Annotated in this window: 17 protein-coding genes and 5 pseudogenes; 11 read left to right on the top strand and 11 right to left on the bottom strand. The window is 58.9% G+C overall.

The window, feature by feature from the left end; all coding sequences use genetic code 11:
* Position 1 precedes the first annotated feature (1 nt).
* From B0G77_RS22530 to B0G77_RS22510, 5 genes and pseudogenes are all read left to right on the top strand, one after another.
* Positions 2–1,435 carry an efflux transporter outer membrane subunit gene (locus tag B0G77_RS22530; protein ID WP_133664338.1) on the top strand — a complete coding sequence of 478 codons (1,434 nt, stop codon included), beginning with the start codon at positions 2–4 and terminating at the stop codon, positions 1,433–1,435.
* Between the two features lie 481 nt (positions 1,436–1,916).
* Positions 1,917–3,272 (top strand): epoxide hydrolase family protein, encoded by a 1,356-nt coding sequence (locus tag B0G77_RS22525; protein WP_133664337.1) that lies wholly within the window; start codon positions 1,917–1,919, stop codon positions 3,270–3,272.
* Positions 3,273–3,707: 435 nt separating this feature from the next.
* A complete protein-coding gene (locus B0G77_RS22520; RefSeq protein ID WP_133664336.1) occupies positions 3,708–4,418 on the top strand; it encodes an SDR family oxidoreductase in 711 nt (236 codons plus the stop codon).
* A 59-nt stretch (positions 4,419–4,477) separates the two neighbouring features.
* Entirely contained in the window at positions 4,478–4,708 is a 231-nt protein-coding gene (locus tag B0G77_RS22515; RefSeq protein WP_133664335.1) for a 4-oxalocrotonate tautomerase family protein, read from the top strand.
* Between the two features lie 179 nt (positions 4,709–4,887).
* Positions 4,888–4,983, top strand: a pseudogene (locus B0G77_RS22510) (organic hydroperoxide resistance protein); the annotation flags it as partial.
* On the opposite strand, the pseudogene B0G77_RS22505 reads toward B0G77_RS22510, so the two are convergent.
* The 4 genes and pseudogenes from B0G77_RS22505 to B0G77_RS22490 all read right to left on the bottom strand — a co-directional run.
* Positions 4,982–5,319 (bottom strand): annotated as a pseudogene (locus B0G77_RS22505) (transposase); the annotation flags it as partial. The pseudogenes B0G77_RS22510 and B0G77_RS22505 overlap by 2 nt on opposite strands.
* Before the next feature lie 320 nt (positions 5,320–5,639).
* Positions 5,640–6,272, bottom strand: coding sequence for a type VI secretion system amidase effector protein Tae4 (locus tag B0G77_RS22500; protein WP_133664334.1), 633 nt, complete (start codon positions 6,270–6,272; stop codon positions 5,640–5,642).
* Positions 6,272–6,832 carry a PAAR domain-containing protein gene (locus B0G77_RS22495; RefSeq protein ID WP_133664333.1) on the bottom strand — a complete coding sequence of 187 codons (561 nt, stop codon included), beginning with the start codon at positions 6,830–6,832 and terminating at the stop codon, positions 6,272–6,274. The genes B0G77_RS22500 and B0G77_RS22495 overlap by 1 nt, the downstream gene beginning before the upstream one ends.
* Positions 6,825–7,205 carry a PAAR domain-containing protein gene (locus B0G77_RS22490; protein WP_133664332.1) on the bottom strand — a complete coding sequence of 127 codons (381 nt, stop codon included), beginning with the start codon at positions 7,203–7,205 and terminating at the stop codon, positions 6,825–6,827. The genes B0G77_RS22495 and B0G77_RS22490 overlap by 8 nt, the downstream gene beginning before the upstream one ends.
* A gap of 356 nt (positions 7,206–7,561) precedes the next feature.
* On the opposite strand from B0G77_RS22490, the gene B0G77_RS22485 reads away from it, so the two are divergent.
* The 3 genes and pseudogenes from B0G77_RS22485 to B0G77_RS22475 all read left to right on the top strand — a co-directional run.
* Positions 7,562–8,176: a hypothetical protein gene (locus B0G77_RS22485; RefSeq protein ID WP_133664331.1), complete on the top strand. Its 615-nt coding sequence runs from the start codon at positions 7,562–7,564 to the stop codon at positions 8,174–8,176.
* Positions 8,140–8,275, top strand: a pseudogene (locus B0G77_RS44445) (phosphohydrolase); the annotation flags it as partial. The gene B0G77_RS22485 and the pseudogene B0G77_RS44445, both read left to right, overlap by 37 nt.
* A 189-nt stretch (positions 8,276–8,464) precedes the next feature.
* A pseudogene (locus B0G77_RS22475) lies at positions 8,465–8,764 on the top strand (Ohr family peroxiredoxin); the annotation flags it as partial.
* Positions 8,765–8,877: 113 nt separating this feature from the next.
* Here the strand turns inward: B0G77_RS22475 and B0G77_RS22470 are convergent.
* From B0G77_RS22470 to B0G77_RS22460, 3 genes are read right to left on the bottom strand one after another with little or no spacing between them, the layout of a single operon-like run.
* Positions 8,878–9,885 (bottom strand): hypothetical protein, encoded by a 1,008-nt coding sequence (locus B0G77_RS22470; protein ID WP_133664329.1) that lies wholly within the window; start codon positions 9,883–9,885, stop codon positions 8,878–8,880.
* Between the two features lie 2 nt (positions 9,886–9,887).
* The gene (locus B0G77_RS22465) at positions 9,888–10,409 is read right to left on the bottom strand and encodes a (2Fe-2S)-binding protein (protein ID WP_243751166.1); all 522 of its coding nucleotides are present in this window, start codon (positions 10,407–10,409) and stop codon (positions 9,888–9,890) included.
* Complete coding sequence (locus tag B0G77_RS22460) at positions 10,406–13,195, bottom strand: molybdopterin cofactor-binding domain-containing protein (RefSeq protein ID WP_133664328.1); 2,790 nt, start codon at positions 13,193–13,195, stop codon at positions 10,406–10,408. The genes B0G77_RS22465 and B0G77_RS22460 overlap by 4 nt, the downstream gene beginning before the upstream one ends.
* Before the next feature lie 1,326 nt (positions 13,196–14,521).
* Between B0G77_RS22460 and B0G77_RS22455 the strand changes: the two genes are divergently transcribed.
* Positions 14,522–16,033 (top strand): transglycosylase SLT domain-containing protein, encoded by a 1,512-nt coding sequence (locus B0G77_RS22455; RefSeq protein WP_133666816.1) that lies wholly within the window; start codon positions 14,522–14,524, stop codon positions 16,031–16,033.
* Between the two features lie 423 nt (positions 16,034–16,456).
* On the opposite strand, the gene B0G77_RS22450 is transcribed toward B0G77_RS22455, so the two are convergent.
* Positions 16,457–16,780, bottom strand: a complete 324-nt coding sequence (locus tag B0G77_RS22450) for a hypothetical protein (RefSeq protein WP_133664327.1) — start codon at positions 16,778–16,780, stop codon at positions 16,457–16,459.
* A gap of 755 nt (positions 16,781–17,535) precedes the next feature.
* Positions 17,536–17,724: pseudogene (locus B0G77_RS22445) on the bottom strand (transposase domain-containing protein); the annotation flags it as partial.
* Positions 17,725–17,764: 40 nt separating this feature from the next.
* On the opposite strand from B0G77_RS22445, the gene B0G77_RS22440 reads away from it, so the two are divergent.
* Positions 17,765–18,253: a hypothetical protein gene (locus B0G77_RS22440; protein WP_166656234.1), complete on the top strand. Its 489-nt coding sequence runs from the start codon at positions 17,765–17,767 to the stop codon at positions 18,251–18,253.
* Positions 18,254–18,438: 185 nt separating this feature from the next.
* On the opposite strand, the gene B0G77_RS44440 is transcribed toward B0G77_RS22440, so the two are convergent.
* Entirely contained in the window at positions 18,439–18,996 is a 558-nt protein-coding gene (locus tag B0G77_RS44440; RefSeq protein ID WP_243751439.1) for a hypothetical protein, read from the bottom strand.
* On the opposite strand from B0G77_RS44440, the gene B0G77_RS43370 reads away from it, so the two are divergent.
* Positions 18,887–19,255: an N-acetylmuramidase domain-containing protein gene (locus B0G77_RS43370; protein WP_243751380.1), complete on the top strand. Its 369-nt coding sequence runs from the start codon at positions 18,887–18,889 to the stop codon at positions 19,253–19,255. The genes B0G77_RS44440 and B0G77_RS43370 overlap by 110 nt on opposite strands.
* 60 nt (positions 19,256–19,315) lie before the next feature.
* Here the strand turns inward: B0G77_RS43370 and B0G77_RS22430 are convergent, their stop codons facing one another.
* The gene (locus tag B0G77_RS22430) at positions 19,316–20,710 is read right to left on the bottom strand and encodes an amidohydrolase family protein (protein WP_243751165.1); all 1,395 of its coding nucleotides are present in this window, start codon (positions 20,708–20,710) and stop codon (positions 19,316–19,318) included.
* Positions 20,711–20,938: the final 228 nt, after the last annotated feature.

Below are 20,938 nucleotides of genomic sequence, written 5' to 3'. Positions count from 1 at the left end.
CATGAAAAAGCTCATTATCGAAATCATGGCCTGCCTTTCAATGGCAGCCTGTGCGGTCCAACCCGCAACGCACCAGAACCTGCCGGACACAGTCAAGACCGTCGCGCCGGTGGAGTGGAGCGTCGAAGCACCGAAGGATGCCGTCGATGCGACGACCTGGTGGTCGCAGTTCGGCGACCCGGTGCTGCGTGATCTGGTGGCGTCGGTGCTGACCGACAACCTGGATCTGCAGGCCGCGGTCGAACGTGTCAAGCAGGCACAGTCGATCACGACGCAAAAGCACGCAGCGCTTCTTCCGCAACTCGACGCGACCGCCACAGCGTCGAACAGCCAGATCAACACGCCGCCGCCACTGGGGTACGTCCGGCAGGCGGGAGTCGGCCTCGCACTGAGCTGGACGCCGGACGTATTTGGCGGAGAGCGGCTGGAACTGCTCGCATCCCAGGCACAACTGGTAGGGCAGCAGCATACGACGGATGAACTCAGGCTCGCACTTGCGGCCAATACGGCGTCGGCCTATGTCGATCTGCGCTGGGCGCAAACGGAGTTGAAGATCCTCCAGAACAACGTCGTGATCCGTCAGCGTGCCTTGCAACTCACGCAGGAGCGTCTCAAGTACGGTTTGTCGACTCAGCTGGACGTGGCTCGCGCGCAAAACCAGTTGAGCGAGTTGCAGGCCCGACTCGCACCCACCCAGTCGACGATTCAGCACCAGTTGAGCCTGATCGCGGTGTATTCGGGCCGCACGCCGGAATCGGTCGACAAGCTGTTGCTGGGGACGCCAGGCCCCATTCCCATCCCGACAGACACAGCGCCGCAGACCTTGCCATCGGAGGCGTTGCTGCGCCGCCCGGACGTCCTGGCTGCCTACGCCACGGTTGAACAGCGGGCGGCGGAAGTCGGCGTCTCGCGGGCGGATCGCTATCCGAAGTTCCGGTTGAATCTCACTGACGGCCTGCTCGCGGCGTCGTATCTTGGCATGCCGACGTTGACCGACAACCTCTTTAACGCGGCGCTCGGCGCCACCAGCCCGATCTTCAACGCCGGCCGGATTACCGCTGAGATCCAGCAAAGCGAGAGCAAGATGCTCGAATCGCAACTGAACCTGCAGCAGACCATGCTTCAGGCGCTCAAGGAAGTCGAGGACACACGCAGCGACCTGGTCAGCACGACGGAAGCAACGCAACGTTTGACCGATGCACTCGGGGCCTCTGACCAGTCGCTGAAGCTTGCGAACCAGCTGTACAAAGGCGGTGCAACCGATTTCCTCGATGTTCTGACGGCGCAGCAAGCCTATCTGCAGGATTCGGAGCAACTGAACCAGGCGAAGCGGGAGCATGCACTTGCCGCCGTGGCGTTGTATCGATCGTTGGGCGGCGGATGGAGCCAGACCGAGCCCGCTCTGGCTTCCGGTTCGGATGATCGTGGCGGCTAGATGCAGTTCATTGCCGAAGTATCACGCGCTGCACTCTCTATGCCGTCAGACCTGCCTATCCGCTCAAGTGCGATGTGGCACCCATACGAGGAGGGGCGATCCGCTGCATGCGCTAACACGGTTTTTCTTTGTATAGCAATGTATCTGCTGGGTGGTTTGATACACGCGCTTGCACAAATCGTCTTTCCTGGAAACAGGCGAGATACATTCGCGCGTTCCAATACGAGCATACCGGGCGTGCTCTGCATCGAGGATGTCTCCAATGGCTCGCGCGATTGGGTGGCGATTGATTGGATCGAGCGCGCCAGTGAGGTCAAGTATTGCCCACGATTGACGCTGCGCGCGGCTGCCGGAATCCTTCTTCGGCAAGCGTGCTGCCAGGGCGGCGGAGTCAGTTCTGCTCCACCGCACGCGGCGTTGCTATCTTTTCGGCAACCTGGCTGCTTTCGACAACCTGGCCTTATTGCCATCAGGAACTCGCATGCCAAACGATATCCCTCCCCAAACCCCGTCGCGCCGTCGCTTCATTGGCGTGGCAGCGGCGACCCTTGCCGCGGGCTCATTGAGTCAGCTCGCTTTTGCGGAAACGAATCAGGCGATCACTGAAGTTGCCCCGGCGACGGGCGGTGACACGACCGCTATTCGTCCACTGCGTGTGCATGTGCCTGAAGCGCAACTCATCGACTTGCGAAGACGCATCAAGGCGACGAGGTGGCCTGACCGCGAGACGGTCACGGATGACTCGCAAGGCGTGCCGCTCGCGATGATTCAGGAACTCGCGCGCCATTGGGCAACCGATTACGACTGGCGCAAGGTCGAGGCGAAACTCAACTCCCTGCCGAATTTTGTGACCGAAATCGATGGGCTGGACATTCATTTCATCCACGTTCGCTCGAAACATGACAACGCGATGCCGCTCATCGTCACGCACGGCTGGCCCGGTTCGGTCATCGAGCAGTTCAAGATCATCGATCCGCTGACCAATCCCACTGCATATGGCGCGAGCGCGTCGGATGCTTTTCATCTGGTCATTCCATCTTTGCCGGGCTACGGCTTTTCCGGCAAACCTACGGAGACCGGCTGGGGTCCGGAGCGCACTGCACGTGCCTGGGTTGTGCTGATGAAGCGCCTTGGATACGCGCAATTTGCGGCGCAAGGCGGCGATCTCGGTGGCGTGGTGGCAAACGTGATGGCGAGGCAGGCATCGCCGGAATTGCTGGGCATTCACGTCAACTTCCCCGCGACTGTTCCACCCGAGATTGCCAAGGCGCTTCAAGCCGGCGATCCGGTACCAGCCGGCCTTTCGGACGACGAGAAGCACGCTTACGAGCAGCTGAGCAGTGCGGCCAGGAAACGACGCGCCTACGCGTTGGAGATGGGGACACGCCCGCAAACGCTCTACGGACTGGCGGACTCGCCCGTTGGACTGGCAAGCTGGCTTCTCGATCATGGTGACGGGTATGTTCAGCCGGCGGCAGCACTGACTTCGGCCGTGTTCGGGCGCCCAGTCAATGGAGAATCCGCAGGCGAGCTGACACGGAACGACGTCCTCGACGACATCACCCTCTACTGGTTGACGAACACGGGGGTTTCCGCGGCGCGCTTTTATTGGGAGTCTCACTTCAACTTCATAGGTGCCGCCGATGTGTCGGTCCCGGCTGCCGTGAGCGTCTTTCCCCGCGAGAACTATCAGGCCCCGCGGAGCTGGACAGAGCGCGCGTATCACAACCTCATCTATTACAACAGGCTCGATAAGGGCGGACACTTTGCGGCATGGGAACAGCCGCAATTATTTGCCGAAGAGGTCCGCGCAGGTTTGAAACCCCTGCGCAAATAGCGGACGATAACAAGTTCTGCTGCCTTCCACCTGCGACCTGGACAAAACCACCGATTCGCGTTGATGCGCGACGTTCAGGAATCCCTCCGCGGGACGATCTCCCAGGGCAACTGGAGATGGGCACGTGGCGAAGTTGTATAGAGAATGCAACCGTCTGACAGATGAGAGGGCGCCGGGCCCGGAACGGTGACTGCAGAAGTGGCAGCGTTCGGAGTTCGGCGTGTGCGCTGACCCGCTGCCATGTGGCCGAAGACGCAATCACGGCCAACCGGACAGATTGTTCCTGGACCCAGCGCCCGATTTGTTCTCGTCACGCAAAACTGTTTGTCTACGCAGGGTATTCGAACTTGACGGTAATGCGCCTAAATTTGGCACCCATCGGAGCCGCGGGCACGATCAAGCAATCAGATCAATTTATTTCGAGGTTTACTTACCATGAGCACATCGCAAAAAGTCGCCGTCGTTACCGGTGCATCGCAGGGCATCGGCGCAGAACTGGTCAAGGCATTCCGTGAACGTGGCTACCTCGTCGTCGCCACGGCACGGAGCATCAAACCGTCGGACGATCCCAACATCCTGACGGTCGTGGGCGATATCGCCGATCCGGCTACCGCTCGCCGCGTGATCTCGGAAGGCGTGGCGCGCTTCGGCCGCATCGATACACTGGTCAACAACGCCGGCATCTTCATCGCGAAGCCGTATACCAAATACACGGCGGAAGACTACGCAGCGGCTACGGGCGTGAACCTTGCGGGCTTCTTCTACATCACGCAGCTCGCAATCGCTGAAATGGAAAAGCATTCGAGCGGCCACGTCGTCAGCATCACCACCAGCCTGACCGATCATGCCATCAACGGTGTGCCTTCGGTACTGGCATCGCTGACGAAGGGCGGGCTGAACGCGGCTACAAAGTCCCTCGCGATCGAATACGCGAAGACCGGCATTCGCGCGAACGCCGTGTCACCGGGCATCATCAAGTCGCCGATGCATGCTCCGGAGACCCACGCGGCACTCGGGGCACTCCACCCGGTGGGCCATATGGGTGAGATGAGCGATATCGTCCAGGCGGTCCTGTACCTGGATTCGGCGCCCTTCGTGACGGGCGAAATCCTGCACGTCGACGGCGGCCAGAGCGCCGGTCACTAAGCACTCAGGGGCGCCGCTGGTGGGCGCCCCGTCTGTCTATCAGGATAAAGGAGAGCGACATGCCTATTGTCACGATTCAGGTTACCCGCGAGGGTACCAAGCCGGGTTCCGACTCCGTCACAGCAGAAGAAAAAGCTCAGCTCATCAAGGGCGTGAGTGAACTGCTGCTCGACGTGCTGAAGAAGCCTCTCGAAGCCACCTTCGTTGTCATCCAGGAGGTTGAGGCGGAAAACTGGGGCTGGGGTGGACTGCCGACCGACGTCTATCGCAAGCTGCGAGGACTAAAATAGGCCTGACCACTGGGGCGTGCCTTGTGGTTCCGGTTGCACGGATTGACAAGCCGGGAACACGGCGCCCGACGGCGGGCTGAATGAGCGCAGAGAGTGGTTGAGTACCAGGTAGTCCCGCGTACTTGCACCTCTATGCATCCTATTCTGCGATGCATAACACCTCGCTACAGGAGTTCGTCATGTCGATCGAACAAGTTCTCTATCGCGCCAATGCCCACGTTACCGGAGGCCGTGACGGCCGCGCCGTGGTACCCGACAGCAGGCTGGACCTGAAGAGCTGATGAACTCCGGCGATACCTCGGTGCTGTACTGCTCGGCCAGAAACCCCTGGATCTCGCGCACCGTCATCCCGCGCGTACATTGCGATGATCTTGTCGTCGAAGCCCGTAAAACGGCGTTCGTGCTTAGGGATCAGGACCGGGGCAAAGCCGCCGTCACGGTCGCGAGGGAATATCCAGACGCAGCGGAGCATCGTCGGTCAGCACGGTCTTGCCGCTTTTACCGTTGCGCTGGTTGGTCGCGTCCCGGGTCCGCTCAGCCCCGGGCGGATAACCCAGATGGTGTCCCAGTTCGGCGCCCAGTGCCAGCTCGATCGGCGCCTTCTTGAACGCGGCAAAAACGGGCGCTATAAAGCCCGAGAGATAGAACAACACAACAAAGAGGCTTCCGAAACAAAAGGCAAACGCCCATTTTCGGGTAGACCATCGCTTAAACGCTACTATGTTTACGGTTGCAAGACCAACCGACGGCCACAGCAACGTGCCAAACAGCACCAACAACGTTTGAATTCTGGGGCTGCAATGTTCCATGTCAGAACAACCAGAACTGTGCCCTTGAACGACCAGCCAATGAACATGATTGACCACATAAAGCGAAACCCATGTCAAAGCCAGCCCCCAGACGAACCCTAACACCGCAACGAGTAATCGACTCACCTGATCTCCCAAAACAGAATCTGCTTGGATTTTCCCAGGTCAGAATAAACATTGTCGCTTCGCCCCCTTAGCCAAGACAAGGGATTGGGAATCTGGGAAATGCCAACGCGAAAGCGCAAGTATGACTCAGCCGATGGTGTCAAGGTGTCCCTATTCCACAGGTCGATATGCCCGCCGCTCAACTGGTCGGCAGAATCCCCTTCCTGTCGCCAATATCCAAAAAAATAGATGATGCCGGTGCGCCCATGTACCTTGCTCTGCCAGTCAGGCCCCGCGACGTTTTCTGGCGGCGGCAGCCCGGCGAAAGGGCGTAGCTTTAACCATTCAGCCAGTTCATAGGCGCGAGCCGCTGTCGGTTTTCCATCAAGTATGAGGCGTCCAAGGTCCTTCTTTCCCGGCATCGGCTTAATCACTTTCTGCGAGAAAGATTTCATCTCGCTACCGATCCGATGGAAAGTAACACTCATGCGGATTGCGCATTGATTCTCGTATTCCCCGGTTGGATCATTGTATGGATTGCCTGACGGGTAGTTATCCCACAGTTCCTGAAAGGTAATCGCCCTTAACTGGACTTCCTTGATCGAACCGGGCGTCGAGTTCGTTCCAACTACTGTCTTCTTGTTCGGCATTATTCGGTTCCTTGCTGTTTTGCCAAGGCTTCGTCGCCCCAATACACGTGGTAATCGTCGCTGTCTGTATCGGTGTCGATCCGAGGTAGCTTGCCGCTCGCGTCGATACGTCCATTGAGCGTCCGACCATCCGCCGTTTCAATGAAATACGGATAGCCTTCGAGCGTCGCGCCCGCAGCGGCGGCGCGCACCTGTTCGTCATACACGGTCGCTGCTCGCGATGAAGTGCTCGCCGTTGATGCTCCCCCGGCACTTCTGATATCTGACAAGCCGCCATCGCTCGTATGGACCCATACGCCGGGATTGCTCCCGACGATCACCCTGTTTCTCCCACACGGACACAACACGTGATCGTCGTCAAGTACGACGACACGGCCTTTCTCGGACATGCCCTTGCCTGTGCCGAGTATCTTGAAAGTACCCTTGCAGTTGCCGCAGGTGGCCTCTTCGCCATCCAGGGCAACCCGCTTGCGGCCCTTGTCGTAGATCGTCGAATCGTATGCGAGGACAAAACCGCCCGTAGTCGTCGGGTCGCCATGCCGCACTGCCGCCTTACGCATGCGTGTCTCCTTCGCCCATCGCGCCCGCCGGGGGCGGCGTCCAGTTCGCGTCGAACAGGCCGGGGATGGGTTCGCCGTCGCGAACCGTGATGCCCCACCCATCCCGCAAGGTTGCCGTGATCGTGTCGCCATTGCTCAGGCGCGAGCCAACCAGCGCGAGTGGCTTGTCTTCCCACATTGCAGCAGAACCAGCGCCGTCGAGAATGGTCGCCTTGCTGCCGTCGTCATAGGTAACGGTATCGCCGACGCGGGCCAGCGCCTTACCGTCATACTCGGCCTTGGTCGTTACCTGGCTGATGCGACCGCAGCGCCCGGTCAGTGATCCGATGGTTGCAAACAGATACGTCGTTTCGTTTTTCTGCTGTTCCGACATTTTCAAGCCCTCTGAGTGGAAAAGATCAATGCCTGCTAAGTCCTAAGTGTCCCGTATAAAAGAATTGCGCCGATGGGGTCACTTGGCCGCGCCGGGCGAATGACCTCAGCATTACCCTAAATGAATTAGGGGTCCGAATTCGATGGGATCGTTCTGAAAAATGTCAACGATTGTCAGTCGTTTGTTGCAAAGCGCTGTCGAAGCGCATGCGAGCCTGACCGGGTTGCTTGCGCAGACGTTTGCGGCAGCTTCTGGCGCGTTTCCCACGGAGAATGAGCCTGTTGCTGGGCCGACACGCGCGAGTTGACCGACGCCGGGAAGCGGGGATGGATGATCATCACCGGATGATCATTGGCTTGAACGAATCTCAAATCCGCTCCCTGGACCAGGTGCGCGCCATCCTCGACGGCACACATACACTCGATTTTTCTCCCGCCGCAAGCCCCCACGAACGTCATGAATGGGTCGCGTCTGTCCTGCGCCGCTTTCGCTACAACCAGCTCAAACGGTTTCATCGGGGACTCGTGCTCCGCTATCTGCGGCGCTTCAGTGGCTTCAGTCGAGCTCACATGACACGGTTGGTGCAACGCTGGATGCTCGGCCACAGACTCGTGCGGGTAAAGGGCGCACCCGCAAATGCTTTCGCCCGTCGCTACACGGATGAGGGCGTATTCACGCTCGCTGAGGCCGAGCGCGAATACGGCAGGCTTTCCGGCCCGGCCATGGTCGTGGTGCTACGCCGGATGTATCAGGTCTACAACGATGAACGCTTCGAGCGCCTGCAGCAACTTTCGTCATCGCATCTGTACAACCTGCGACGCTCGCACGCCTATCGCCTGCACAACACGACCTACACGAAGACCGGGCCAAACCCAAAGGCGCGGCAATCCCCGTGCGCCGGGCTCCAGCGCCAGAGAACCGCCCCGGTTTCATCCGCAAGCGCCAGCAGATCGAGCGCGCCCATCACATGAGCGACGGCGCGAAACTCGTGAAGCTGGCAGACAATATCTGCAATCTGCGCGATCGCAGAGCGGCCGCCGTTGAATTGGTCGGTCGAACGCAGGCAAGCCTAGCAGGCAAACTTGCGCGCACCAGACATGGCCGGATTCTAGCGGAGCATAGCGGAAGCGCGACAGATATCTAATGGCAAGGCAACCACCAAAAACCTGTCTTGCTTGTGCTCGATGATGGGCTATTTGATGGACCAGAAAAAAAACCGTAAGTTCGAAAACTTATGGGGTTGCGCCGCCATCGCTGGCGGAGGGGACGGCGCCAATCCGGAACAGCTGTTTGCAGCGGGTTACAGCGCGTGCTTTATCGGTGCAATGAAGTTTGTGGGTGCACGCGACAAGATCGCCATTCCCGCTGATGTCTCGGTCGACGGAAGTGTCGGCATTGGAGTCATTCCCAATGGCTTCGGCATTGAAGTCGAGTTGAAGATATCGCTGCCCGGCATGCAACGCGAAGCGGCCCATGACCTGATCAAGAGGGCCCACATCGTGTGCCCCTATTCGAACGCAACGCGCAACAATATCGACGTGACGCTCACACTCGTCTAACTCGAGATCCTGTTCGATCAACTGCTGGCCGCGGTCGTTATTGGCGGCCAGCAGAACCATTCCGCTTAGTGTGAGTTCCGCAGCATCGGCCCTGATTGTGGGTCAGCCTATTTCTACTGTGACGCGCCGCGTTCCCTTGTCTTGTCGCCGGTGGCGATCGGCGTAAATTTGCAATCTTTTCGGTTTTTGTCCAGACAGCACAACAGAAGGGCGTCGACCGACCTGAGATTGGCCACATCCCACTCTGCATGACTCATGTTGTTGTCCGTCGGCATCCAGTGACTCAGGGGGTAGCTGTTAGCCAACTGGTCATTACCCGGCGCACGTTCGCCCGTTGTAAGCGTGCGCCTGCCTGCCGAGAACGGTAGATAGACATCACAACTCTTGTCGCTTCCAATTCGGTGACAACCCATGCAGGTGTTACCCGGGGTGCTGATCACGAGGAGAGGAGGGTGTGCAAATGCGGGCCCGATACTTGAATACTTGCCCCACGGATCGGTAGGTACCTGGTCCCAGACCTGGCCGATATATGGACTGAAGATGTACGGTCCTGCATCATGGCAAGACATACAGTTCTGCTTTGCGGTTTGGGCTGGTGTCTTCCAGAATTCGACAGCCGACACACGACCGCGCGGAGGCGTCTTTTCGTTGGGCGGCGGCACACGCGAGGCATCGATACCATCCGCTCCGGGCCTCTTCGACTGGGACTGAAACCAGCAGGTCTTCCCATTGCCCGCGTGATGCAGCACGATATCCACTTCGTCAAAGTTGGGCGTTGGGTCTTTGCGTAGCTTCTCCTGGCGACAATAAGCCGATATCTGCGTATTGCCTCGCGACAGATTCCGTATCCTGGAGTACGGGATGCACTGCCCGGGCCAATCTTGATAGGGGTGAAGCAGAGACGGCCTGTCACACCGTTTTGGTGACTCATCCTGGCGAGGCGGTTTCCCGTCGATTGTGATGGGTATGTTCGTGCCGCTATTGCAGTCGAAAGGCGGTATTTCCCCGATCTCTCTGGCGCACTGCGCACCATATTCAAGCAACGTCTGTTCACGCCGGTCGGCGAAAACAGCGTTGCACATGATCAGGTATAGGGCGAACAGCCTGAGCAGGACCTTCATCTTCAGGATCCGCCTTTGATCTGCGCCCGTGCGACTTTGCGGATCGCTTCAAGATATTTGACATAGCCTGTGCAACGGCAAAGGTTTCCACCCATCCATGTCTGGATCGTCGCTTCGAGTTGCTCGGGGCCAATGCGATACTCCTTCAGATGATCGAGCATGGCCGTGGCCGCCATCAGGAAACCGGGTGTGCAGTAGCCACATTGAAAGGCAAACGATTCGAGAAAGCTTTGCTGTAGCGGCGAGAGCCTGCTCCCTTCCGCGAGGCCCTCAACGGTGTAGACGTACTGATTCGCGATGGCGCTGACTGTGGTTGTGCATGCGAGGGTTTTCTCCATCAACGCTTTCGGCCGGTTGCGCAGGCCTACCGTGCAGGCGCGGCAAACGCCGATGCCGCAGCACACCTTGGTGCCCGTCAGGTCCAGGCGCTCGTGAAGGAATTCGGCGAGGTTCATGTCGGCATCGACCGCAGGAACCGTCACCGATTTTCCATTGACGTGGATTATCAGGTCGGTGCCGCTCACTTTAGCGCCTCCCGGATGATGTCAGGCGTAACGGGCGTCTTGCGGAAACGTTGGCCGGTCGCCATCGCCAGAGCATTGATCAGTGCCGGCGCGATAGGGCACATGACCGCCTCTCCGATTCCGCGAGCGCACTCCCGGGAATTGTCGGCAGGCGGCGGCAAGGTGATCAACTCCTGCACGGGTATATCGCTCATTCGCGTTATCAGATACCGGTCGAAGTTCCACCTGCCATTTCCGGGGCCGTCAGGTCCGAGCGGACAGGACTCGCTGAGCACGTTGCCCATTGCCATCGCGACCGCACCCTGCGACTGGCCTTCGACAATCTCAGGGCATATCAGACGACCAGCGCTCAGGGCGGTAACAACACGCTCGACTTTGACGTGTCCGCTATCGGGCACAACCGATACGGCGACGAGCGCCGCAGCAGGCGCGTAGTTGGTCCGGCCATATCCGACGACGTCGACAGGGGGGATCAGTTTTCCATGCGGCAAGGCTTCCAGGCTGTTCACGCTCGCGCCCATCGCTATGAAGTCACAATCCATTTCGACGTCTTCGGAATTGAAGGGGTAGGTGCTTTTCCAGAACCCACCCGCATAAGTGACGTGGACCGCGGCCACGGTAGGCGACTGCATCCGGTTGATCTGGTCGAGCAGTACAGTCCAGCCGAGCGAGGAGTGTCCTGCGGTGGTCAGCATTCCATTGACCCATTTGACGTCCCGGCGCTGGATCCGCTGATCGCGCCAAAGCAGGCGTGCTGCCGGCAGCACGCTATGCATCATCAATGCCATTGCGGCACGGTCGACGGCCTGAAAATGATGAAATGCCCCGAGGCACGCACTCGATGAACCAAAGGGTCCAGATAGCCCCTTACCCCGATCATCCTTGGGGTTCCACGTGCCGAGCAGGCCAGCATCGAAATCCTTGATCGACACAAACGCGTTGACTTCGCTCATGTCGATCTGTTGCGCGTTCTGGCCGAGATGTTTGGCAGGCGCGAGGCCGAGTGCGGTTGCCGCACCATTGCCCATGTCGGTGTAGTGCGTCAGCACGCGCAGCCTCCCGTTTTGCTGGATCTCCACCATCGCGAAGACACCGTCTTTACCCGTACCGTAGGCCTGATTGGACATGGCGAGCCCGACACCATATCGCAGCCTGTGCGTCCATCTTTCGGCGCGCGTGCTCTCCCTGTCCAGCCATAAGGAATGAGACTCGAGCCGGTTCAGGAGTTCGTTCAGTTGCAGATCGAAGAGAATCTTCCCTCCTGTTATGGTCCTGCCATGGGACATGGCAAGCAGATTGGCGCGACGAATATCAAAGGGAGATTTTTTCAGAGCGTGCGCGGCCTCGTCCATCAAGGTCTCGATAGCCATGAAGGCTTGTGGTCCGCCGAAGCCGCGTTGCGAACCTCCGAATACCTCGGGCGTATAGGACGTGGCAGCTTCCGCGCACGCACGGGGGATGTCATAGCAACTCATCGCACTCATTGCGGCAAGGTCGCCGACAGCGGGCGTGAGATTCTGCTTGCCCCCGGCATTCAGAAGAAACTGGCTGTCGAGCGCCTGAATCTTCCCGTGGTGGTCGAACCAGATCGACTCCACGAATTCCGTTTCTGAGCGCTTTAAGCCGGCCTGGAACTGTTCATAGCGCGATAGTTGCCAACGCAATGGGCCTTTAGCAAAGGGGGCCGCCAACGCGAGGTACATCGGGAAATAGGACTTATCGCGACCGCCGAATCCACCGCCGGGGTAACACGCAATGACACGGACATGCTTCAAGTCGACGTCGCTATTTTTGAACAGGTTGATCGCTGTAGTCCCGTCATCGCGCGGTGACTGTGTTCCAAGCACGAGTTGTAGCAACGCTGTGTGCGGCTCGTACCAGGCAAGTCCTGCCTCCGGTTCCATGAAAGCCGGATCCATTGCCGGTGTCCGGAAGGTGGGTCCGTTTGCGGTGCCGAACTCGCGCCAATCCTTGTTCTTGACTTTTTGCGCTACAAGTTTGCGGATTCTCTCGCGTTCGGCAATACATTTCTGTCTGAACTCCTGGGTCGGATTGCCTCGCGCGTCCACTTCCATGTCGGTATTCCAGAATGATTTTTCATCGTTGCGAACGTAGATTTTCGAAATCTTGAAGGAGGCTGAGGCGGCCTCTTTTCCAGGAACTTTTTCGCCGTAGCGAATGGCCTCATCGCTAAAATCGAGCAACTTTCGCGCTTGACGATAAGTATCGAAATTCTCGAAGATAAGCAGCGCTACGGGTTGACCATAGCAACCTGCCGCATGTCCAGTTTGCGCAAACAGGTAGATATCCTTGTTAGCTTCTGGATCCGGTTGCTGGGCGGTCGGGATGTTATTGTGCGTCAGAGTATCGTTAGTGACTACAGCGATCGGCTGAAGTCGTCGAGGCAAAACGCTCAGGTCGAAGCCCTCGACTATTTGATCGACGCGATTGCAGCGGAGCGCGTATAGCCAGTTTTCGTGCTTTGGCCATCCATCGACATCGCTCGCCTTAAAGTCGCGCGCGTAGATCTTGGACCCGGTTACCTTGCGTACGCCGTCGATACGCCAGCGCGCTTTTCCCGGTTCTGGTGCCCAGTCGGGCGTCACATTCGGCCCTTCGGTTTCCGGCCCGGGGCCGGCGACGAGTTTTGGAATTGACTGGCCTTCCGGCGGGTGCGTTGCACATCCGCCCATTAAGGCTGGAATGGTGCTCACCGAGACGGTGACGACACCACCACCCACGACCTTCAGGAAAGTCCGGCGGGTAACGGGGAATTCGCTAGCCATGCTGCGCCTCCACGTGCCGTTTGGCGCCACCTTACGGGGGTGCGTACATGAATCGGACTTACCCTCGACAGGAGAATTCTTCTAGTTCAATACGACCGGGCTTTCGCTGCGCTAAAAAGGCGAGGGCAATCTGGCCCAGTCATTCAGGATTAGCTGAAAAGCTGCATTGATTCTATGAACTTGCTTTTGCCTTTTCAAGGATCGGCCTTTTTTCAGTCCCTGTTCGAATACACAAGAGGAGGGCGTTCAAACAGTGCTTTTGCGCGATCCAGGCACTAGACTTATTGCCTGTCCTCATGGTTTTGATCGGTGCTTCCGCCTGGCGCCGTGCTTCGACTTTGAAGGCGAAACAACCTTGGCAGCGAGCAGGCGTGCGAAGTTGAAGCACCTGTCGCGCGGGCGAACTTAATAAGCGTTGCGATCACATGACATGCGTTCAGAACCTGTCGGATATTGCGGATGTTTCAGGTGAGCCACCATGGAAGACACGGACGCGCGATACGAGATCGTCACCGTTAAGGCTGCCTGTCGCGCCTGACAGCACGAGTGCGGCGAACGCTGGAATCGCCCGAACCGCACCCGTTGCCAGTCGTTCTGTTTCTGTTGGATCGAGTGGCGACAGGTGGCACGGGTCCGCGGACTATCTATCTAACATGCTCGAAGCGAGCCAGCTGTATCGTGACGCCTCGAAGTGCGGTCCGATCGTGATCCGGGAATGCCCGCAGACAAATTGCAGCGAACCTTATATACGTAGGAGTTCATATTGCGAACGACTGCGACCGGTGTTTGATCGATTCTCGCACCTTGAAGAGCAATGTTGGTTACTCGCTACGCGTGTGGGAGCAAAATCGGCAACAAGTTGGCCGTACGGGTTTGCTTGAGTCGTCCACTGAGCGGGACGGCAGTTCAGTTCAGGCCCGCCACGTGCGGGTTTTTATTCACATTTTGTATTTGACATAATATAAATTAGCGAACTTTTTTGTTGTAGTAGCTTTATTGAAATGTCGCGTTCGGGGGTGCGGCAGAATCCCCCCTCGTCAGGGGACGACCGTGTATGTCGGATCATCTTGCCCCTAATTGTATATATGCTGCCTTCGGAGCATCATCCGTGGAGCAAATGCACCGCAGACTGCCGCAGCTTCATTGACACAGGTGCTGTCCGCTGCCGAACTCGCCGCGGTTGGGGACAGATGATTCTGAGAAGGCGAGCCGCTCCGAAATCGTCACGCGCAGTTGTTTGATTGATGCGGACGATCGATTCGCAGGTCGTCGCCTCGTTGTACCGTTGTCGCGGGGAGGCTCATCGTGAACGTGTCAGTCCGCGTTATGATCGGCTGGGCGCTTGCCCTGTGCATCTGGGCGCAGCATGTTGGTGCGCACGCCGCGCAGCCTGTAGCGGCCGTTGCCGCGTCCACGCCAGCGGCCACCGCGCCCGCGAAGGCCCCACCTGTTCCGGCTTCGGGCGTCCGCAAACTGAGCCTCGCGAACAAGCCGTGGACCGGCGACTTCGACGCAATGCTCAACCGTCACGCAATCCGGTTCCTTGTTCCCTACAGCCGGACGCTCTATTTTGTCGACAAGGGCCGCGAACGCGGGATTGCGGCCGAGCTGGCGCGCGACTTCGAACGCTATGTCAACAAAAAGTACGAGGCCCAGCTGAACAAGCGTCCGCTCACCGTCTTCCTGATCCCCACTACGCGTGACAAACTGCTGACGGGCCTCGTCGCCGGGGGCGGCGACATCTCCGCGGGCAATCTGACGGCGACCGACGAGCGGCTCAAGATCGTTGACTTCATTGCGCCGCGCGATCGCAAGCCCGTGCGCGAGCTGGTCGTCACCGGGCCAAAGTCGCCCTCGCTCTCGACACTCGATGATCTTTCGGGAAAGCAAGTTTATGTGCGGAAATCGTCGAGCTATTACGAGAGCCTGAGCGCACTGAATGAGCGCTTTCGCAAGAGCGGCAAGCCGCCTGTGAACATCACGCTGTTGCCCGACGCGCTGGAAGACGAAGATGCAATGGAGATGGTCAACGCCAGTCTGCTCGGCATCATCATCGTGGACGACTGGAAGGCGCGTCTCTGGGCACAGGTGCTGCCACGCCCGAAGGTGCGTGACGACCTCGCCGTGAGCGGCGAGGGCTATATAGGCTGGGCGATACGCAAGAACAGCCCACAGTTGCAGGCTGCCCTGAACGACTTCTATCTGAACTATTTGAAGAAACAGAGTGTGGCTGAATACCTCCTCGCGCAATACATGAAGAGGATCAAGCAGATCCGCAACAATGGCGGCGATGCAGAACAGAAGCGCTTCGATGAGACGCTTGCGCTCTTCCAGAAATATGGTACGCAGTACGGCTTCGATCCGCTTATGCTTGCCGCGCAAGGTTTCCAGGAGTCGCAACTCAACCAGTCCGCACGCAGCCACGTCGGGGCGATCGGCCTCATGCAACTGATGCCGGCCACGGGCAAGGAGATGGGCGTGGGCAGCATTTCCGTGGCCGAGTCCAATGTTCATGCAGGCGCCAAATACATGGACACGCTCATGACCAAATACTTCTCCGGCGCCCACTTTAGTGCAACCGACCGATCGCTCTTCGCATTCGCGAGCTACAACGCGGGCCCGGCCAATATCGCGAAGATGCGCAAGATCGCGGCAGAGCGAGGCCTTGATCCAGACAAGTGGTTCAACAATGTCGAGATTGTAGTAGCGGAGAAAATCGGAATCGAAACGACGACCTATGTGCGCAACATTTTCAAATACTACGCGGCGTACAAGCTGATCGTCGACGCCCAGGCGGCGCGCCAAAAGGCGGTGGAAAGCGTGCAGAAGCCTTCCTGAAGACGGGTTGCAGGAACAACCCACTATGCGCTTCCCTGGTTAAGCGACGCTTGTTTTCTATCGCGTTGACCCTCCACTGTGGCCTATGGCCGTTGTATCTCGCAAGTGGCTGTTGACGAAGGGGCGTTGGGCGCGGCCAACGACCTTTGTACCCCGGAACCCGGCTACGGCCGACTGCGTTGGGCGGCAGCCGGCCCAGGAAGCGCCGTTCGGTTGTCTGTCTGCGATGACGGCCGTATGTCCGATCCGGCGACAAACGGTCGTTTGATCGCCGATGATGCACGGCAAACGCGTCCGCCGACTGCAGCCGACGAGCCAGTGCAGCCTTCACCGGACTCAGTGCACAACTGCAGACAATGCCGCAAACGGAGGTGTCTGGCGCGTCAGCCACCTTTTCTCTTTCCTGCAAGCGGGGATTGAGCTCTACAGGCACGCATTGATGGAAGACGTCGCCTCACTTGCCCCTGGATTGGCCGACCGGAAGCCGACCGACGTGCCCGGTCGAACCATGGCCGCGTCGCCGGACGGCGGTGCCTGGCCGGGCACATAGACGTCCATCGCCAAATTGTTGGCCACGATAGTTTGTAAGATCACTTCCTTTTGCGACGCATCGGCCCATTTCTTCGCGATGCAAAAAGCGACGGGCTCGGCGGCCTGATGAGATTGCCCGACGATCTGGACCCCGCCCGGCGCCTGAGCACAGGCAGAGGCGGCAGCGAAGAGCGCGATAATAGGTAAGGCTTTCACGGTTTCTCCTTTCGAACACTCGCTCGTTGGACCGCAAATCAATTAGGACCAGACCGAGCCGTTGACGGAAATCCGTGATTGCGCGGGGCGAGGTTTCCACGACCATGACGAAAAGAGCGCCGTCAGGTCGTAAAGCGGCCGATCAGGCACATCCGGCGGCGACGTTCGGCGCGAGGTGAACGCGCGTCCGGGGATCCTTCAAGGGGATGGTTGTCGGATTTCTTCGGAGAGACAATCGGACTTTGGTCTTATAAGCGGAGGACTGTTCCATCGACGCTAATAGATTGGGATCCGCGAGCCGCAGCGCGCGACACAAGTGCCGCCGTGCCTGATGACGCGCGCGCCGGATCGGCGACCACGAACTCTTGGCTTCGGCTCTTCGGGGCGGATGTTTTGCGGGGCAGCGTGGAGGCACGGTTGCCCGTTGGACACCACAAAGCTGCCATCGAACCTGTGCGGGTTCCAAGGTCCGTTGAGGGTAGATCAGGGACTTCCAGCCGACGCCGCAAGGCGTTGATGATGTGATCTCGCATGAACGTTGCCGACAGTCTCTCCGATCCACCCCAACGATTAAGGACTTGCGCTAGAATACCTGTATATTTATACAGTGTTAGGGAGCGCTTTCGGTGACCCCCGCCTCCGCCACAGTTCGTGCCCCGCTACGCCCTACGGACGAGCGGACACGTTCGATCGATGCTCTACTGTACGCGGTCTTTTAACGACGTCCCTCAGAGTCGAGGTGTGATGCGGGAGATTCAGCACAGTTCGGCAGGCATGTTCCAGGGCAGGAGCGCGGCGCGATCTTCTGCGGTAGTAGCCAATGGAAGTTTTCTGAACAGCCAGAGCAGATAGCGATACGGGTCAATGTTATTGGCTTTTGCCGATTCGACGAGGCTATACAGATTTGCGCTTGCGTTCGCACCAGCAACAGTGTCTGAGAAGAGCCGTCGTGATGCGCTTGCGCCGCGATCTTCGTGAAGGTAGATGGCGAGCGCTTCCCCAACGTCGGACAGGAGCGCGGCGCCCGGCACGAGTACGCCAGCTGCTTCCACAGGTGACCAACAGCAGCACCAAGCGCAGGAGCAGGAAGGCAGCCTGAAGGACGTGACCATTGCCGGCCAGATGATCATCAATACGATAACGGACTACACCCAGAAAATGAAGCACGGTCGTCTGATCACGCAGGCCGAGGGCATGCGGCAACAGGTGAGTCTGTGCAACGCGATCTTTGCCTCCATCAATACGCTCGATGCGGATTTCAGGCCGGTACTCACCACGATTCTCGGCATCCTGCACCGGGAACGTTACGCCGCATTTCGTGAAACGCATCTGTTCCGTTACTGGGATCGCGTGGCATTGTCAAAGAACCAGCGGCGCGGCTTCGAGAAGATCATCACCCTGCTCAAGACGCTCGCCGATCCGAAAACGCGCCAGACGGCGCTACGGCAGGTCGACTTCGAACGTCTGCTGTAGTACGGGCTGACGGAAAAGGGCCGTACATGTCTCGCGGCCTACTTTGATAAATAGGTTGGCAAGTAGTCCGTTGTAATACTGGATCTCACTCATCCTGTGAACCCCCTCACCCATCCCGTTCTTCCGGCCAGCGGGCGAGGGTTCAATCCAGTGATGAGGAGAATCCGACCATGCCCGCCCTTCCCTCAGGTACGTCCTCCACGCAGGCCCAGCAGATCCAGCGCGCCCTGAACGAGAAAACGGGCGCGAGTCTGAAGATCGACGGCCTGTTCGGGCCACTCTCGATTTCCGCACTCCAGAAGTACCAGAACCAGATCGGCGTGCCACTCACGGGCATCTATGACTCGGCCACGCAGGCGATCCTCGAGCCCTTCATCGCCCTGAAGTATCTGGGCGCGACCTCCTTCCAGCAGGCTGCCCAGAAGCTGGGTGTGGATGTCGCCACGGTCCAGGCCGTGTGCCAGGTCGAAGCAAAAGGCGCCGGCTTTCTCGACAACGGCCAGTGCATCATCCTCTTCGAGCGCGCGCAACTGTACAAGCAACTGCTGCAGCTGCTCCCCTCCGCGAAACTCAGCCAGCTCGTGAACCAGTATCCAACGCTCATCAACACGACCCCAGGTGCGTATCTGGGCGGTGCGGCCGAAATGGACGCGCCTTTCACAGGCGCAGCAGATCATCAAGTGCAGCGGTGTCGATCCCAACGTGGCGTACAGGGCCTGTTCATGGGGGCTCTTCCAGATCATGGGCTACTACTTTGCCGAGCTCGGCTATGTGAGCGTGACCGATTACGTCAACGCGATGCAGATGAGCGAGGCTCACCAGCTCGACGCGTTCGTGCGGTTCGTCACCAACATGAACGGTGGCGCGATGTTGCGCTACCTGAAGGCGAAAGACTGGCTGCACTTCGCCCTCCAGTACAACGGTCAGGCCGCAGTGACCATGAACAGCTACCCGCAGAAGCTCAAGGACGCCTATGCAGCGCTCGTCAAGACCAGCCCCTGACGCTGGTTCCATGGGCGGCAGCATTGCCATCGAATGCGACAGGCATGCCTTCCTGCAGCTTTAGGCCTTGAGCGTGTTCTTGTAGAACTTCCCGTCTTTCATCACAATACGCAGGTTCTGGTCCGGATTGGCGATCAGATCGAGATTATTGAGCGGGTTGCCGTCGACGAGCAGCAGATCGGCGTAAGCACCTTCTTCGAGCGCACCGAGTTTTCGTGGATAGGGATTGCGGTGACCGGACAGCGCAAGCAGTTGCCCATTCGTGCCCGTAGCCATGGTTAAGGCCTCCGGCGCGGTGTACCAGCGTTTCATGTGCGTCAACATCGTGCCCTGGCGCGTGGCCAGCGGCTGCGAAAAGAGCAGGTCCGTGCCGAACGCCACCTTGATTCCATGCTTGCGGGCGAGCCGGAAAGTGGTGTCGGTGCCCCCAACGACTTCCAGGAATTTTTCGCGGCTCGGCCCGGTGAGCGGCGCAACGTCGTCTTCTCCAACAAAAGGCTGCGTGCTCAACCATGTTCCGTTTTTGGCCATCAACGCGGCTGTCCTGTCGTCCATCAGATGACCGTGTTCGATACAGGGGACGCCAGCCGCAACCGAGCGCTGGATCGATTCGGGCGTGTAGGCGTGTACAAGCACATAAGTGCCCCAATCCGCGGCCGTTTCGACGGCCGCGCGCAGCTGCTTTTCAGTGAACGTGAGCATATCCAGCGGACTGCGCGGCGTGGACACGCCTCCGCAGCCCACCAGCTTGATTTGCGATGCCCCCTGAATGAACTGCTCGCGCACACGCAGCCGCACTTCGTCGTCCGTATCGGCGATTGCGAAGCCGCCGTCCCGTTCCAGTTGGCTGACCTGGCTGCCAGTTCGCGGCAGATCGGAAAGAGCGCGGAAATCGCCGTGGCCGCCCGTGGTCGTGATCATCGCGCCGGACGGATAAATGCGCGGTCCTGAAATCATGCCGCTATCGATAGCCTGCTTCAGCGCGAACGACGGTCCCCCGGCATCGCGTATCGTGGTGAACCCGCGCAACAGCGTTCGCTCGGCTTCGGCGCTTGCCGCAAGGTGAACGAGCGCGATGTCGGATTGAAGGATGACCTGAACGGGAAGGGCCGCCAGCAGCGCATGCCAGTGCATGTCGATCATGCCGGGCATCATGACCTTGCCGCCACAATCAACCACCGTCCTGCCGTCGGTCGAAGCGGGCTGTCCCTGGCGCAGTTGGCTAATGCTGTTGCCCTCGACAACCATATACAGTCCGTCGCGCAACGCGGAGGATTTGCCGTCAAAGAGCCGGAAGTTGGTGAATAGCACTGGCTTCGCCGGCGCGCCCGGCGGCGGGGTGCTTTGAGCATTGCTGAGTCCCGGCAGCACGAGGCTCAGCATGGAGGCCGCAAGACCGGTGACGAAACCGCGCCGCGACAGGTCGGCACTGATCCGGCGGTTGGCGTACCGCACTTGCAACTTGTCACAAAGACATGAAAGCGACGGACTGGCTGTTTTGCTGCCAAGGTACTTTCCTGAAGGCATAGCTCACCCGTAAACGTAGATCACCGTGCATCGAAAGCCGCCTGCAACAATCCGCGGCGAAGAAAAGCCAAGCCCGGAAAGGGTATCGTTTGCGGAGAAGGATGGCAAATAGATCTGTCGCCCGTGCACGTGCCGACCGTCGAGGACGAGGCGTTC

This window comes from Paraburkholderia sp. BL10I2N1 (assembly GCF_004361815.1).
In the GTDB taxonomy this organism is placed as follows: Bacteria; Pseudomonadota; Gammaproteobacteria; order Burkholderiales; family Burkholderiaceae; genus Paraburkholderia.
Note: the sequence above shows the minus strand (reverse complement) of the source record. Positions and strands in the feature narration are given on the sequence as shown.